This window comes from Burkholderia sp. EMB26, assembly GCF_024730645.1.
In the GTDB taxonomy this organism is placed as follows: domain Bacteria; phylum Pseudomonadota; class Gammaproteobacteria; order Burkholderiales; family Burkholderiaceae; genus Burkholderia; species Burkholderia cenocepacia.
This window is the reverse complement of the sequence record NZ_CP078070.1, coordinates 1810515-1826073: the sequence shown is the minus strand read 5'-3', so window position 1 is coordinate 1826073 and position 15559 is coordinate 1810515. Positions and strand designations below refer to the sequence as shown.

At 67.4% G+C, this 15559-nt stretch carries 12 protein-coding genes; 3 read left to right on the top strand and 9 right to left on the bottom strand.

The window, feature by feature from the left end; genetic code table 11:
* The first annotated feature begins 23 nt into the window (after positions 1 to 23).
* Both KU887_RS08630 and KU887_RS08625 read left to right on the top strand, forming a co-directional pair.
* Positions 24 to 551, top strand: a complete 528-nt coding sequence (locus KU887_RS08630; protein ID WP_034201948.1) for a DedA family protein — start codon at positions 24 to 26, stop codon at positions 549 to 551.
* A gap of 42 nt (positions 552 to 593) precedes the next feature.
* A complete protein-coding gene (locus tag KU887_RS08625; protein WP_006499084.1) occupies positions 594 to 1358 on the top strand; it encodes a class I SAM-dependent methyltransferase in 765 nt (254 codons plus the stop codon).
* Positions 1359 to 1536: 178 nt separating this feature from the next.
* On the opposite strand, the gene KU887_RS08620 is transcribed toward KU887_RS08625, so the two are convergent.
* The 9 genes from KU887_RS08620 to KU887_RS08580 form a co-directional block, all read right to left on the bottom strand.
* Positions 1537 to 2886, bottom strand: a complete 1350-nt coding sequence (locus KU887_RS08620) for a calcium-binding protein (RefSeq protein ID WP_258249994.1) — start codon at positions 2884 to 2886, stop codon at positions 1537 to 1539.
* Positions 2887 to 2970: 84 nt separating this feature from the next.
* Positions 2971 to 3996 carry a fimbrial protein gene (locus KU887_RS08615; protein WP_006486070.1) on the bottom strand — a complete coding sequence of 342 codons (1026 nt, stop codon included), beginning with the start codon at positions 3994 to 3996 and terminating at the stop codon, positions 2971 to 2973.
* Positions 3993 to 4739: a molecular chaperone gene (locus tag KU887_RS08610; RefSeq protein WP_006486088.1), complete on the bottom strand. Its 747-nt coding sequence runs from the start codon at positions 4737 to 4739 to the stop codon at positions 3993 to 3995. The genes KU887_RS08615 and KU887_RS08610 overlap by 4 nt, the downstream gene beginning before the upstream one ends.
* A gap of 15 nt (positions 4740 to 4754) precedes the next feature.
* Complete coding sequence (locus tag KU887_RS08605) at positions 4755 to 7208, bottom strand: fimbria/pilus outer membrane usher protein (RefSeq protein ID WP_006499088.1); 2454 nt, start codon at positions 7206 to 7208, stop codon at positions 4755 to 4757.
* Between the two features lie 122 nt (positions 7209 to 7330).
* A complete protein-coding gene (locus KU887_RS08600) occupies positions 7331 to 7843 on the bottom strand; it encodes a fimbrial protein (protein WP_006486075.1) in 513 nt (170 codons plus the stop codon).
* Between the two features lie 523 nt (positions 7844 to 8366).
* A complete protein-coding gene (locus KU887_RS08595) occupies positions 8367 to 8603 on the bottom strand; it encodes a hypothetical protein (protein WP_154641320.1) in 237 nt (78 codons plus the stop codon).
* A gap of 102 nt (positions 8604 to 8705) precedes the next feature.
* The gene (locus KU887_RS08590; RefSeq protein ID WP_062911434.1) at positions 8706 to 10166 is read right to left on the bottom strand and encodes an efflux transporter outer membrane subunit; all 1461 of its coding nucleotides are present in this window, start codon (positions 10164 to 10166) and stop codon (positions 8706 to 8708) included.
* Positions 10166 to 13306 carry a multidrug efflux RND transporter permease subunit gene (locus tag KU887_RS08585; RefSeq protein WP_006499092.1) on the bottom strand — a complete coding sequence of 1047 codons (3141 nt, stop codon included), beginning with the start codon at positions 13304 to 13306 and terminating at the stop codon, positions 10166 to 10168. The genes KU887_RS08590 and KU887_RS08585 overlap by 1 nt, the downstream gene beginning before the upstream one ends.
* A gap of 15 nt (positions 13307 to 13321) precedes the next feature.
* Positions 13322 to 14524, bottom strand: a complete 1203-nt coding sequence (locus KU887_RS08580; RefSeq protein WP_258249993.1) for a MexX/AxyX family multidrug efflux RND transporter periplasmic adaptor subunit — start codon at positions 14522 to 14524, stop codon at positions 13322 to 13324.
* A 151-nt stretch (positions 14525 to 14675) separates the two neighbouring features.
* On the opposite strand from KU887_RS08580, the gene KU887_RS08575 reads away from it, so the two are divergent.
* Positions 14676 to 15323, top strand: a complete 648-nt coding sequence (locus KU887_RS08575) for a TetR family transcriptional regulator (protein WP_258249992.1) — start codon at positions 14676 to 14678, stop codon at positions 15321 to 15323.
* Positions 15324 to 15559: the final 236 nt, after the last annotated feature.

Here is a 15559-nt window from a genome sequence, read left to right as displayed (position 1 = left end):
ACGCGTCGCACGGGAGCGGTGCGATGAACCAGTTCGCCACGCTCGTCCCGTTCGGCCTCGCGCTGAGCCTGGCCAGCGCCAACAGCATCGTCTGCCTCGCCGGGCTGTCGCTGATCGAACGGCTGATTCCCGTGCTGCCGTCGCACGTGCTGCTCGCGATGATCGGCGTCGCCGGTGCGCAAGGTGCGTGGACCTTGCCGGAAGCGATCGTCGTCACGGTGCTCGGCAGTTTCGCCGGCTGCCTCTTTCATTACGCGCTCGGCAATCTGTGGCCGGAAGACGGCGTGCTGACCCTGCTGCGCCGCCTCGCGCCGCTGGGCAGGATGCAGCCCGCGCGAATCGACGCGCTGATCGAAGGTATCCGCGCGCGGCCCACGCGGCTCGCCCTGTGGTCGCAACTGGTGCCGTTCGTCCGGCTCGTTGCGCCGGCGCTCGCCGGATTGCTGGAAACGAGCTTCACGCGTTTCGCATCCGGCGCCGCGGCCGGCATCGCGCTATGGAACACGCTATTCATCACGGCCGGCTATCTCGCCGCGCAAGCGGCCGCCTAGCCGCGCCCGTCATTGACCGATCGATCCACCAGGAGCCTGCCGATGCGAATCCCCGAATGGATGCTGTTTCTGCGTACGTGGTTGCGCCATCCGCGCCGGGTCGGCGCCCTCGCGCCATCCGGCCCGGCGCTCGCCGCGCTGATCACCGCGCATGTCCCGCGCGACGGCGCGTCCGTGATCGAACTCGGAGCGGGCACCGGCGTGTTCACGCGCGCGCTGCTCGCGCGCGGCGTCGCGAGCGACCGGCTGGTGCTCGTGGAAGCCGACCCTGCGTTCGCGAACGCGCTGCGGCATCAGTTTCCCGCGTTGCGGGTGATGCAGATGGACGCGGCCCAGCTCGGGATGACCGGCGACTTCTTCGGCGGGGAGCGCGCGCATGCGATCGTGAGCGGGTTGCCGCTCGTCGCGATGCCGGTCGAACGGGCCGTCGCGATCGTGCACGGCGCGTTCGTGCGCCACCTGGCTGCCGGTGGCGCGTTCTATCAGTTCACCTATGTGCCGCGCTGCCCGATTCCGGCGCGCTATCTGGAGGCGATGCGCATGCGCGCCGTCCGGATCGGCGTCGCGTGGATGAATTTTCCGCCGGCCTTCGTGTACCGGTTCGAACGGCTCGACGACGTGGCCGGCAGGCACCGGGCTCGTGCGCTGCCGTCGCTGGAGAGGGTTGTCGATGCAACGGCTTTGCGTGGTCGGGACGCGACCCGGCGCCCCGGCGCTGTGGTGCTGTCCCCGAGCGAGGGCCCGCGCGTTGGTTCGGGCCGTGCCGATTCGCATCGGCAGATAAACAGCCGAGCCGTCGAACTGTGAGCGCGGCCACCATGGCCGCCGCACTGCCCGCGCCGGCCATCGGGGAAGCGCAACCGCACTGCGTGTGCCGCAGCGAGCATCACGGGCACAAGGTGTGCCGCGGCGATGCGGTAAACAAAACGAGGCGCCGTAAAACGGCGCCTCGTTTCATCGCTTCACCTGCATGCGACCCTGCTCGCTAGCGCGCGGCCGGCAACAGCAGCCGGCACGACGCGAGCCGCGCCGGGATGACGGGCAGGCGGCAGGCGCTTCGCTGCATCGCTGCCTTCGGCCGCGCGGCCAGCCTGCGCGACACCGCCATCGCCTTCGGCTGCGTCGCCCGCGCCCGCAACGCGTCGGCCCCCGGGCTCGCCGGCCGCAGCGCGCGCAGTGTCGCCGCATCGATGTGCACTTGCCAGAACTGCGGCCGGTAGTCGGGATCGCCGTCGCGATAACCCTGCCCCGTGATGGTCTGCCCGTCGGGGCTCACGCCGATCACGTTGACCAGGTTCAGCGTGCCGACCGACAGGCCGGCCGCTTCGAGCAACGCAACGAGGCTGCGCATGCCGCTTTGCGGCGTCCACACGAAGACGCGCGCGACACCGGTCTGCCGGTTGCTCGATTCGCCGATGACAACCCGCCCGTCCGTGCTGATCGACGACGCATGGCTATTGTCGTCGCCGTCGAGAAAACCGAGCCGCTGGATGTCGTCGCCGCCGTTCGTCCACAGCACGGCCTCCGAGTCGACCCGTTGCCCATCCGGCGTGACCACCAGGGTGCCGAGCGCGCCGGCGATCGTCCGTTCGTCCTCGGTCACGCCACGGGCCAGATCCATTCTGGCCACGCCCGCGTTGATCGTCGGCAACAGTCGTTCGCCGGCTCGTTCCGACCAAAGAAGCGCACGCGAGCCATACACGCCGTCGACATTGCCGGCGAACCCGACTGCCGCGTTCCCGGACGAGGTCATCGCGAGCAGGTGCACGAGATAGTCGCCGCCCGGCGGCAACTCGCGAAAACCCCTCGGCTGGTCCCACATGAACCGTGCATTCCGGCCGCCGGTCGTCGTCAGGCTGCCCGCCATCCTCGTGCCGGCGAGGTTCGCAACGTCAACCGATGCATCCCGGCCCGCCGTATCCGGAACGAGTTTCTGCGTGCGACCGTCGCCGGGCCATCGCACCGCCCATCGATCGAGGTTGCTGCCGTCCGTCTCGCGCGCACTGATCGACCCGCCGATCACCTGCCCATCGGCCGACACCGTCCGTGCCTGCGAATCATAGGCATTCGCCGGCGCGGCCAGCCGCTGCCAGCCCGTCGCGGCCGACCACGAGAAGGCCATCGAGCCACCGGGCTGCGCTTCGCTCCAGTAGGAACCGATGATCGTCTTGCCGTCAGCGCTGACGGCATTGCCGTCGTACCGCACGTCGCGCGGCCCGCCCAGGTCGCCGATCACGGTCAGCGAATAACCGCCGGCCGATACCGTCTGCGCGTGAACCGCGCTCATCGCCGACACGGCCAGCACGGCCGCGACGACACTGCGTCTCGGATGCATCCCCTTCTCCTCCGTCCGTACATCAATGAAAATCCGGTACAGGCAGCATGTTGCGCGGTGCACGCCGCTCATGCCGCACCACGCTCAATACAGGAAAATCCGGATCGTTGCGGCCGCGTCGAACGGCCCGATCTTCGGTGGTCCGAACGACTTGAGCACCGCATCGAGCATCACGGTCTGATTCGCAACGTTGGCCGCGAACTGCGTGAGCGTGAACTGCTTGTTGAAGTCGATCGGCTTGCCCTGGCTGTCCTCGAGACCGATTCCGAAGTTGCTGTCCTTCGCCGGCACCAGCAAACCGTTCTGCACGGCGCCCTTGGTCGCCTCGAAATAGCCGTCGACGCGAATCGGAATGCTGCATTTCTTCGACAGCGACAACGAGAACCGCCGACGCGGCACGGCAGGCAGGAAGCCGTTGCCGGTGGTCTGCACCTGACCGAAATTGACGATGCCGGGCTCGGGCGTCACCAGCACGTCGACGAGGCAGGGTGTCGGCTTCAGACGCGACAACCCGCTCAACCGGTACTGGAAACTCGATCGAGCCGCGTTGAGGCCGCCCTTGCCGTCGAACTGGAAGACCGCATAGATATCGTTCGGCGGCTGCATCCATTGGCCCTTCTTGCGCACCACCACCTGATAGGTGATGCTGAGCGGCACCTTCGGGCACAGCCCCCGGTCGAAGTTCCACTGCGAACACGTGCCGACGGTGGTGGTGGTTTCCACGCGCGCGCCCGGTCCGCTGCCCAGGCCGAAATAGTCGCGGCCACCATAGCGAATGCCGATCTCGAGCCCCCAGGCGGCGGGATCCTGCGATCTCGGGTTCGCGTAGAAGTAAACCTGTTCGGCAAAGTTCAGTGCGGCCCCGCCGTAGTCCTTGTAGCAGTATCCCGTCGTCGTGCGTGGCGGCGATACCCAGATCACGTATCCGTCCGGCGCATCCGTCGGATACGATGCGACGCCGCCGATCGGCTCGGTGAGCGAATCGGCGCCGCCGTCGGCCAGGCAGCGCAGCGCCCACGCCGGCTGCGCGACCGCGATCAGCATCGCGAGCACGGCCCAGCGCAGCCACGTCGCGAACGGCGACACGCGTTGTTTCGCGCCCCCGCTCATTTCTTCACGCTCTTGCACGCACCAGCCTCGCACGCATACTCGACCGCCACCTGGCCGCCGTAGTCGTCGATGTGCGTGACGAACAGCGTCGACGGCGTCGCGGCCTTGAACGGCACCTCGGCCGTGCTCATCGGGCTCACCATCGTCGGCTCGATCGGCACCGGCGTCTTCTGCGTGCCCGCGCTCACGTCGACCACCGTCACGTGGTAAGGCGTCGGGTTGTCGAACACCAGCTTGTGCGCGGCCGCATCGACCCGCAGCGTCATCGGCAGCGTCCAGTCCTCGTCGCGCGCGGGCTGCGCGGCCTTCGGCCGGTAGAACAGCTTCATCTGCGTATGCAGCGCGATCTGCAGCGTGTTCGGCGTGTCGGTCTTCGGCGGCACTTCGCGGATGTTCAGGTAGAACACCGTCTCGCGATCGGCCGGCAGTTGCGCACCGGGCAGCTTCGCGATCCGCAGCACGTTGCGCTCGTTCGCCTCGACCCGCTGCAGCGGCGGCACGACCATCAGCGGCGACGTGATCTTGTTGCCCTTCGCATCTTCGAGCCACGACTGCACGAGATACGGATACGTCGTGCTCTTGTTGGTGATCGTGACGATCGCGGCCTGCTCGCCTTCGTTGAAGATCACACGCGTGCGATCGGGCACGATCGCCGCCTGGGCGGCACCTGCCAGCATCGCGCCGACGGTCGCGAACACGCCCAGCGCGCGCCGCGGGAAAGAACGGGAAAAGGAATGCTTCATCGTGGATCCGTGAAATCATCGTTCGGCCCGCGCGGCCGCTGCATGCGACTCGCCGGGCGGCTGGCACGTCACCGGAATCGGCGTGCCTTCGAGTTGGAGCTGGTTCGGCAGTGCGGCGATCGTGCAGAGCGTGCGTTCGCCCGCCCGCACCGCCAGCGTGGATTTCGGCTGAACCTGGGTCAGGAACGCCGCGCCGGCTTCGCCGACGATGCCGAGTTCCTTGCCGTTCGCCGCGTCCTGCACCGACGCCCCGAACGGCAGCGGCTTGCCGGCCGCGTCGGTCAGCGTCAGGTACAGGTTGCTGCCGCGCGCGGCGGAGAACTTCACGAAGCCGATCGCGCCGTCGGTCAGCACCATGCGCTGGATCGGGTTCGTCACCTGCACTTCGAGCGGCAGCTTCTCGACGTTGACGGTCGCGTCGTACACGTTGTACGGCGAGATGCCGTCGAGCACCGCGTAGCCGCGCGAATCGGTATGCGTCAGCGTGCCGGACAGCGGCACGTCGGGCACGCCGTCGGTCGACACCAGCAGCCGCGTGTCGCCCGCATTGCCGTTGGCGTGCGCGGACACGCCGTACTGCGTCGCGACGAACGAGCCGTCGACTTCGAGCGACGCGGCCGCATACGCATTGGCGAGCGTCGATGCCTGCGCGGTCAGCTGATACGCGGACGAACGCTGGCGGTAGCTCGCATTCGCCGACGCGCGTCCGTCGGTCGCGCCCGCGTTGATCTGGTAGGTCCGGCCATTCGGATCGTCGTAGATGTAGCCCGCGTTCACGCTCGTGCTGCCGCTGCCCGTCGTCAGGTTCGACGTGACGGTGTGACGCCCGCCGATCGGCAACGTCGCGGTGACCGAGACCTGGTTGCCGCTTGCGCCCGCGCTCTGCGTGCGGAAAGCCGACACGCTGACGTTCAGGTTGCGCAGCGTGCCGATCGAGAACGCGCGCGTCAGCGTGAGGCCGACGCGCTGCTCGTTCGCACGTTCCCAGTAGGTCGTCTGGTCGTAGGAAAAATAGGTCGACGTGTCGCCGAAACGCTTCGACAGCGTCGCCGAGTAGCGCTGCTTGCTGTTGGCGAGGCCGTATGCGGTCGGGTCGCCGGAGAACTGTGCGAAGTTCGTGTATTCGCGCTCGGAGAAGCGGTAGCCGAAGAAGCGCACGTCGGCATCGAGCCCGTCGAAGTGCTTCGAATAGTTGATGCGATACGAGTTGCCGTTGCGCGTCGCGCCGTTCCACCACAGCTTCGCCCGCGCATGCGTGACGTCGGCCGACACCGCGCCGAACGCGCCGAAATCGCGACCGACGCCGAGCGCGATCGACGTGTAGCCCGACGCGGCGATGAAACCGCCATACGCCGTGACGTCGAACGGCAGGCCGTACGCGATTTCGCCGAAGCCGAAGAACGGCGTGATGCCGGCGCCGCCGAACAGGCGCGGCTTGCCGACCGCGGCCTTGTAGCGCAACTGCCCGGCGCGCGCGAGGAACGGCACGGCGGCCGTCGTCACCTGGAAGCGCTGCACGCTGCCGTCTTCTTCCTCGACCGCCACGTCGAGCGTGCCCTGCACGCTCGTGTTGATGTTCTGCAGCGCGAACGCGCCCGGCGACACGCGCGTCACGTACAGCACGCGGCCGGCCTGCGACACCGTCACGGTCGCGTTGGTGCGCGCGACGCCCGAGATCAGCGGCGCATAGCCGCGCAGCGACGGCGGCAGCATGCGGTCGTCGCTGCGGATCGACGCGCCTGTCAGCGCGAACGTGTCGAAAATGTCGGAGGTCAGGTAGTCGTCGCCGAACGTCACCGTCGACTGGATCGATGGCAGCGCGCGAAACGCATACAGCCGGCTGAAGCGGAACGTCCGGTCCGCGTACGCCGTGTTACCCACGTTCGATTGCGCCTGGTAGTCGCCGCGAAAGCGCCACGCATCCCAGTTCGCGCCCACCGTCCCGTAGGCCTGGATCGCATTCGTCTGTCCGCCGCCCGCACCGAAGTTGCGGTTCGTGTTCGCGATCACGCGGTAATCGAGCATCGCCCCCGGAATGCCTTCGGACCAGCGCGCCGGCGGCAGGTAGGTCGAATCGGTGAATTCGAGCGCGGCCTGCGGAATCGTGATCTTGAGCCGCCCGTCGCTTTTCAGGTAACGCACGGTCGCGCCCTCGATCGCGCCGAGGTCGACGCAACGCCCGCCCTGGAAGCGCGGCAGATCCTTCACGAGCGACGGCTTCAGCCCGAACTGCGCGACGAGCTCGGGCCGCAGGCACGGCTTGCCGGCGCCCGACGCGTCGACCGCGATGAATTCGATCGCTTGCAGCCCGTAGAACAGGTCGTTGACCTGCACGTCGAGCATGTACTCGCCGGGCAGCGTGAAGTCCGCCTGCGAGAACTGCGACAGGTCGACGTTGCTCGTTCCGTCGATGTCGAGGAACGACGAATTGAATTCCGTCGCCTGGCTCTGGCTGCCGACGACCAGCACGGAGACGCAAAGGAAGGAATGTCTGATTCGCACGCGGCGCTACCGAGAGTCCAGGGAGAAGGAAAACGGGAGGAAAGAGGAAGGAGGAAGGGATGCATGCACCCCTCCTCCGGTACGGACGCTTACTGGTAGCGGACCGTGAAGTTCGCGACGCCGTCGGCGGTACCCGGCGTCACGCCGGCTGCCGTCGCTTCGTACATCGCCGCGAAGCGTGCGGTGTTCGTGCCGTTCTGCAGCAGCGTCGGCGCCTTCTGCTCGGCGCCGTTGTCGAGGTATTCGCCCGACGCGGCTTGCAGGCGGATGCCGACGTTGGTGGCCGAACCGATCGTGGCGAGCAGCTTCGGCTGGCCGGCGCTCGACGTGCCCGTGAACGTGAAGTACGCGTTCTGCGCGATGCTGGTGTCGCAGTCGGTCAGCTTGATGTCGAACGACACCGGGTCCGACTTGTCGCCGGCCTGCTTGAACTTGTTGGTCGGCACCTTCCCGAGCTGCACGGTCTGGTTGACCGAGTTCGAATCGATGCCGCATGCGCCCGCGACGATCTCGCCCGTGAAGTTGATCGTGCCGGTGCCCGCTGCGAAGGCCGAGGTGGACAGGGCCGCGAGTGCGACAGCGGTCAGGATGGATTTTTTCATGACGTTTCCCGTAAGGAGTGCAAATGGAATGGACGACGTGGCGGACACAAACGGCAGCGCATGGCGGCTCCCGTCCGACACGAGGCGGCATTATCGAGATAACCATGAAAGATTTCTGTAAATCATTGTCAAATGATTCTGACAATATTCGATTCCGCACTCCAAAACGGCACTCTTTCTTTTGAATTTACAATCCCAAAATTTTTATCCGCAGTCCTTTTTTATTTTTCGGAACCGATTGAAGATTAAGGGAATTTCTTGCCGATAATCGTCGCCACCCCCGCTCTCCCTTGCCGACATTGGCTCGTGCGGAACCGCCACTCAAAAGACAAAACATTGTCCTGCGCCGCCATCGTTGCCCGATTGCAACGCGAATATCGACTCATTTTCAACTGACAGGAAATTAAAGACGGCATTTCATCAATACGGACTTATCACGCAAACGATTGCGAAAAGCATACAAACGTTTTACCGCGACATTTTGCCGCCACCATTAATTCCAATACATTGATTAATTCTTTCGTCAATTGCCGATCTTGAATCGCATGCATGTGCAGTCGCCGGAACGCGGCTGGCGTGCCGGATTGGACGGGATGAAAACGACGAAGCGCCGCGCATACGTTTGCGCCGGCAGATGACACGATCGACCCACGGATGCGGGACGCCGCGAAAGCAGCGCCGCCGCCCCGCCGAGCGATGAAAGAGCGGAGAGCGGGGGCGCCGAACAGCGAAAGGAAATGCCGACGATGATCGGCGGCATGGCGGGCACGGCACGCCCTGTTGAAATGGCGGCCGCACGTCGAATCGCGCGGCCGCCGTCGTGTTGCGTGGCACGCTGCCGTGCCACGCAACACATCGCCGACTACACGGAAGCCGCGGCCTCCGCCGTTGCCGGCGCCCAGCCGCCGCCGAGCGCACGGTACAGCGCGATCGCGTTCGCGAGCCTGAGCTGCCTGAGCCGGATCAGCTCCTGCCCCGACTCGTACGTGCTGCGCTGCGCGTCGAGCAGTTCGAGATACGTCGCGACGCCGCCCGCATAGCGACGCTCCGCGAGCTTCAGCCGCGCGCCGTCCGCCGCATACACGTCCTGCTGCGCGGCAAGCTGCCGGTCGATCCAGTCGCGCGCGGCGAACGCATCGGCCACTTCGCGAAACGCGGTCTGTACGGCCTTCTCGTATTCGGCGACCGCGATATCCTTGCGCGCGTGCGCGACGTCGAGGTTCGCGCGATTGCGTCCGCCCGCGAAGATCGGCAGCGTGATGCGCGGCGCGAACGTCCACACGCTCGTGCCGGCCGCGAACAGGTTCGAGAACGCGTCGCTCACCGAGCCGTAGTCGGTCGTCAGCGCGATGCGCGGGAAGAACGCCGCACGCGCCGCGCCGATGTTCGCGTTCGCGGCCTTCAGCCGTGCCTCGGCCTGCCGGATGTCCGGCCGTCGTTCGAGCAATTGGCTCGGCGCGCCCGGCGCCACGGGCGCGATCGACAGCGTGTCGAGCGCGGTCGCGTCGTCGGGCACGTTGCGCGCGAAATCGCCCGCCAGCAATTGCAGCGCCCGTACGGCCTGCGCATGCTCGCGCTGCAGCGCGGCCTGCGACGCGCGCGCGGACGCCACCAGCATCTCGGCCGAGCGCAGCTCGATCGCGTCGCTCGTGCCCGCGGCATAGCGGCGTTGCGTGAGCGCGGCCATCCGCTCGCGGGCTTCGAGCGTACGCTGAGCGAGCGCCAGTTGCTCGTGCAACGATCGCTCGGAAACGTACGCGCCCGCCACTTCGGCGATCACGCCGATGCGGACCGTGCGCTGCGCGTCGGCCGTCGCGAAGTATTCGGCGAGCGCCGCGTCGGACAGGTTGCGCACGCGGCCGAACAGGTCGAGCTCGTACGCGCTGATGCCGACGCCCGCGCGATACAGCCCGCTGATCGCGCTTTCGCGCACGACCGGGTCGTACTGGCGCGCGCGTTCATAGCCGAGATTCGCATCGACCGACGGCATCCGGTCCGCGCGCTGCACGCCATACAGCGCGCGCGCTTCGTCGAGCCGGCCGGCCGCGATCCGCAGGTCGCGGTTGTTCGCGAGCGCCGCGTCGATCCACGCCTGCAGCGCCGGATCGGTGAAATACGCATGCCAGTCGTCGAGCAACGCGGCATCCTGCGCCGCGGCCGGTTCGGCCGCCGACGCCGTGCCGGCGTCGACCGGCGCATAGGTCGCCGGCACCGGCGCGGCCGGACGCTCGTAACGCGGCGCGAGCGAACAGCCGGCAAGCGCCAGCGCGGCGGCCAGCGCGACCTGAACCCGCAGCGCGCCGCGTGCATTCAGCGCAAACATCATGGTTGCGAACCCTCCATCGTCGTCGGCTGCGCGCCGCCGCGTCGGCGCGGGCCGACGTCGAACAGGCGGCCGACGATCACGAAAAACAGCGGGACGAGGAACACCGCTAGCACGGTCGCCGTGATCACGCCGCCGAGCACGCCGGTGCCGATCGCCATCTGCGCGCCGGACGCGGCGCCTGACGCGAACGCGAGCGGCAGCACGCCGACGCCGAACGCGAGCGACGTCATCACGATCGGCCGCAGCCGCAGGCGCGCGGCCTCGAGCGCGGCGTCGACGAGCGACATGCGCTGCGCGACCAGATCCTTCGCGACTTCGACGATCAGGATCGCGTTCTTCGCGGACAGCCCGATCGTCGCGATCAGCCCCACCTTGAAATAGATGTCGTTCGGCATCATCCGCAGCGTCACGCCGAGCACCGCGCCGATCACGCCGAGCGGGACGACCAGCATCACCGCGAACGGAATCGACCAGCTCTCGTAGAGCGCCGCGAGCGCGAGGAACACGACGAGCACCGACAGCGCGAACAGCATCGGCGCCTGCGCACCCGACAGCCGCTCCTCGAACGACTGCCCCGACCACGCATAGCCGATGCCGGCCGGCAGCTTCGCGGCGATCCGTTCGATCGCGCTCATCGCCTCGCCGCTGCTGTGGCCGGCCGCGGCCGAGCCGTTGATCGTGAACGACGGATAACCGTTGTAGCGCGTGAGTTGCGGCGGCCCGAGCGTCCAGTGCAGCGTCGTGAACGCCGCGAGCGGCACCATCTCGCCGCGCGCGTTGCGCACGCGCAGCTTCTTCACGTCGTCCGGATCGAGCCGGTGCAGCCCGTCGGCCTGCACCATCACGCGCCGCACCTGCGTGCCGTGCATGAAGTCGCCGATATAGTCGGAGCCGAACATCACCGCGAGCGTCGTGTTGATCTCGTCCATCGACACGCCGAGCGCGGACGCCTTCGCACGATCGATGTCGAGCTTCAGTTGCGGCGCGTCCTGCGTGCCCGCGAACATCAGGTCGGTGAGCGCGCGATCCTTGCCGCCCGCCGCGAGCAGTTGCTCGCGCGCGGCGCTGAACGTCGCGTAGTCGAGCCCGCCGCGGTTCTGCAGCCGGAAGTCGAAACCGCTCGACGAACCGAGATCGGGCAGCGCCGGCGAGTTCATCGCGAACACGGTCGTGTTCGGCGTGCCCGCGAAACGCTCGTTGATGCGCGCCACGATCGACTGCACGTGATCGCGCTCGGCCTTGCGCTCCTTCCAGTTCTTCAGCGTGACGAAGATCATGCCGCCGTTCGGCCCTTCGCCGTACAGGTTGAAGCCGCCGAGCGCATACGTGTAGGCGGTCGGCTCGTCGCGGCGGATGGCCGACTCGACTTCGCGCACGCTCTGCATCGTTTCCGCGAGCGGCGTGCCTTGCGGGCGAATCACCATCACCATGAAGTTGCCCTGGTCCTCGTCCGGCAGGAACGCGGTCGGCAGTTGCGTGAGCATCAGCGCGGCGGCCGCGGTCAGCGCGCCGTACACGACGAGCCAGCGCACCGGCTTCTTCAGCATCGTGCCGACCCGCGTCGCATAGCGCTGCGTCGCCCGCGCGACGAAACGGTTGAACCAGCCGAAGAAGCCGCCCTTCTCGTGATGGTCGCCGGACACCGGCTTGAGCAGCGTCGCGCACAGCGCGGGTGTCAGCGACAGCGCGAGGAAGGCCGAGAAGCCGATCGACACCGCGAGCGACAGCGCGAACTGCCGGTAGATGTTGCCCACCGCGCCGCCGAAGAACGCCATCGGCACGAACACCGACGTCAGCACCACGGTGATCCCGACGATCGCGCCGCTGATCTGTCGCATCGCCTTGACGGTCGCGTCGTACGGCCCGAGCCCTTCCTCGACCATCAGTCGCTCGACGTTCTCGACGACGACGATCGCGTCGTCGACGAGGATGCCGATCGCGAGCACCATGCCGAACATCGTCAGCACGTTGATCGAGAAGCCGGCCGCATACATCACGCCGAACGTGCCCGCGAGCGCGACCGGCACGACCAGCGTCGGAATCAGCGTCGCGCGCAGGTTCTGCATGAACAGGAACATCACGAGGAACACCAGCACGCCGGCCTCGATCAGCGTCGTGACGACCTTGTTCATCGATACGCGCACGAACGACGACGTCTCGTACGGGATCTGGTATTTCACGCCCGGCGGGAAGTACGCGGACAGCTCGTCCATCGTCGCGCGCACGCGCTTCTCGGTGGACACCGCGTTCGAGCCCGGCGCGAGCTTGATGCCCATTCCGGTCGCGACCTTGCCGTTCACGTACGACGGATAGTTGTAGTCGTTGCCGCCGAATTCGACGCGCGCGACGTCGCGCAGGAACAGCGCCGAGCCGTCGGGCCGCGCGCGCAGCGCGATCGCGCCGAAATCCGCCGGCGTCTTCAGCGGTGCGTCCGCGAACACGGTCGCCGCGATCGGCGCGCTGGCCGGCACCGCGCTGCGGCCGATGTCGCCGATCGTCACGCGCGCGTTGTGCGCGCGCACGGCCGACGCGATGTCCGACGCGGTGAGGCCGTGCCCGGCCATCTTCACCGGGTCGGGCCAGATCCGCATCGCATATTCGGCGCCCCAGAACTGCACCTTGCCGACGCCCTCGACGCGGCGCAGCGCCTGCACGACGTTCGCCGACGCGTATTCGCCGAGCTGTACGTCGGTCATCCGGCCATCGTCGGACGTCAGCGACACGACGAGCTGGATGTTGTCCGCGGCCTTCTCGACCTGGATGCCGTCGCGGCGCACCGGCTCGGGCAGGCGCGCATCGACCGTCTTCAGCCGGTTCTGCACTTCGACGGCCGCGAGATCGGCGTTCACGCCCTGCTTGAACGTCAGGTACAGCGACGCCGCGCCGGCGCTGCTCGTCGCGGACGTATACAGCAGCCCCGGCGCGCCGTTCATCTCGCGCTCGATCAGCGCGGTCACCGATTCCTCGACGACCTGCGCGGACGCGCCCGGGTACGTCGCATAGATGCTGACGACGGGCGGCGCGATGTCCGGGTACTGCGCGACGGGCAGCGCGCGAATCGCGAACAGGCCGCCCAGCATGATGAAGATGGCGATCACCCACGCGAAGACGGGGCGATCGATGAAGAAACGTGCCATGTTGGTTTGAACCGGTCAGGTTTGACGGGCGGCCGCCTGCGAAGCGGCCGCGGGCGGCGCCGCCTTCGACGACGGCGCTTTCTCGACGGGCTTGACGGCCGTATCGGGCGCGAACTGCGCGGCGTCGTCGACGATCACGCGCTCGCCGCCCGCGAGGCCGCGCGTGATGCGCCAGTCATGGCCGCTCATCTGGTCGGCCGTGACCTCGACGTCCTTGACCTTGCCGTTCGCGCCGACGACCCGCACCGACGTGCGGTCGGTCGTGCGCAGCAGCGCGTCGCGCGGCACGAGGATCGCCCGCTGGTCGACCGCCGTGTCGAGCGCGATCCGCACATACGCACCCGGCAGCAGCTCGCGCTCCGGATTCGGGAACAGCGCGCGCATCGCGACGGTGTCCGTCGTCGGATCGACCGCGAGATCGCTGAACAGCAGCTTGCCCTTCAGCGGATACGCGGTGCCGTCGGCGCGCAGCAGCGTCACCGCGACGTCGTGCTGCGCGATGCCCGTCGCGCGCCCGCTCTTCACCGCGCGACGCAATGCGTCGACGTCGGCGGCCGGCTGCGAGAAGTTCACGTAGATCGGATCGAGCTGCTCGACGGTCGTGAGCGGCGTCGCCTGGTCCTGCCCGACGAGCGCGCCCTCGGTCACGAGCGCGCGCCGTGCGCGGCCCGCGATCGGCGCGGTGACGGTCGCGTAGTCGAGCTGCAGCTGCGCGCGCGCGAGTTCGGCTTTTGCCGATGCGACCTCGGCCTTCGCCTGCGTATCGGCCGCGACGGCCTCGGTGTGGTCGCGCTCGCTCACCGCGCGATCGCGCACGAGATCGTCGTAACGGCGACGCTTGTCGGTCGCGGCGAGCGCGGCGGCCTGCGCCTTCGCGAGCGCGCCCTGCGCGGCGTCGCGTGCGGCCTTCAGCGGCGCGGGATCGATGCGGAACAGCACCGCGCCCTGCTTCACTTCCTGGCCTTCCTCGTAGGTACGGGCGGTGACGATGCCCGCGACCCGCGCGCGGACTTCCGCCTGCCGGTAGGCGTCGAGCCGGCCCGGCAGTTCGACGGTCATCGGCACGGCCGTCGGGCGCACCGTCACGACGGTGGCCTGCTTCGCGGTCTCCGGCGCGGCGTCCTTGTCGCCCTTTCCGCATCCAGCCACGGCCAGCAGGGCCGCGAGCGCGAACGGCGCCAGCCGCATGCGGTGCCACAGGGTGCGTTTGTTATTCATGTTCTGACCTCGGATCATTCGCCGCCGATACAATGCGGCGGCTCAGGGTGGCCGATTATAATCAGTCACGACTGATTAAATACATGCTGTTTCAATCTGACCGACACACTGTCTCAATAAAACGACAGCGAACTGTAAGGAATTTCACGACATGGCCCGCAAGACCCGGGAAGAATCGCTCGCCATCAAGCACCGGATCCTCGACGCCGCCGAGCTCGTGCTGCTCGAAAGAGGCGTCGCGCAGACCGCGATGGCGGACCTCGCCGAGGCCGCCGGGATGTCGCGGGGCGCCGTCTACGGCCACTACCGCAACAAGATGGAAGTGTGTCTGGCGATGTGCGACCGCGCGTTCGCGCGCACGTCGGAAGGCTTCGACGCGGGCGACGGCCTGCCGCCGTTCGCGACGCTGCGCCGCGCCGAGTCGCACTACCTGCAGGAATGCGGCGAGCCGGGGCCGATGCAGCGCGTACTCGTGATTCTCTATACGAAGTGCGAGCAAAGCGAGGAGAACGGCGCGCTGCAGCGGCGCCGCATGCTGCTCGAGCTGCAGATGCTGCGGATCACGAAGGCGCTGCTGCGTCGCGCGATCGCCGCCGGCGAGCTCGCCGCCGATCTCGACGTGCATCTGGCCGCCGTTTATCTGGTGTCGCTGCTCGAAGGCGTGTTCGCGTCGATGATCTGGACCAACCGGCTGCGCGGCAACCTGTGGAACGACGCCGAGGCGATGCTCGACGCCGGCTTCGACGCCGTCCGGACCTCCGCCGCGCTGCGTGGGCGCGCGCAAAAATTGCCGGACTGACGAAAATCGTCGTAACAAATGCTGATTTAACCCGATTTACCGCACTGCGAAACGAATGAGCTGACCCCCTTTAAAATTTTTAACGTTTTGTGGAACATCGGTAGACTGACGCTGTCATCTTTCTTTAGCGTCTTCGTGATAACCGGGTTCGACCCGGTAGGCACGCCGCCGTTCGAAGCGGGCACTGCCCGCAGGTTGGGTCGAACGGAAACGACACAGGCCCCTGGCGGGGCCTG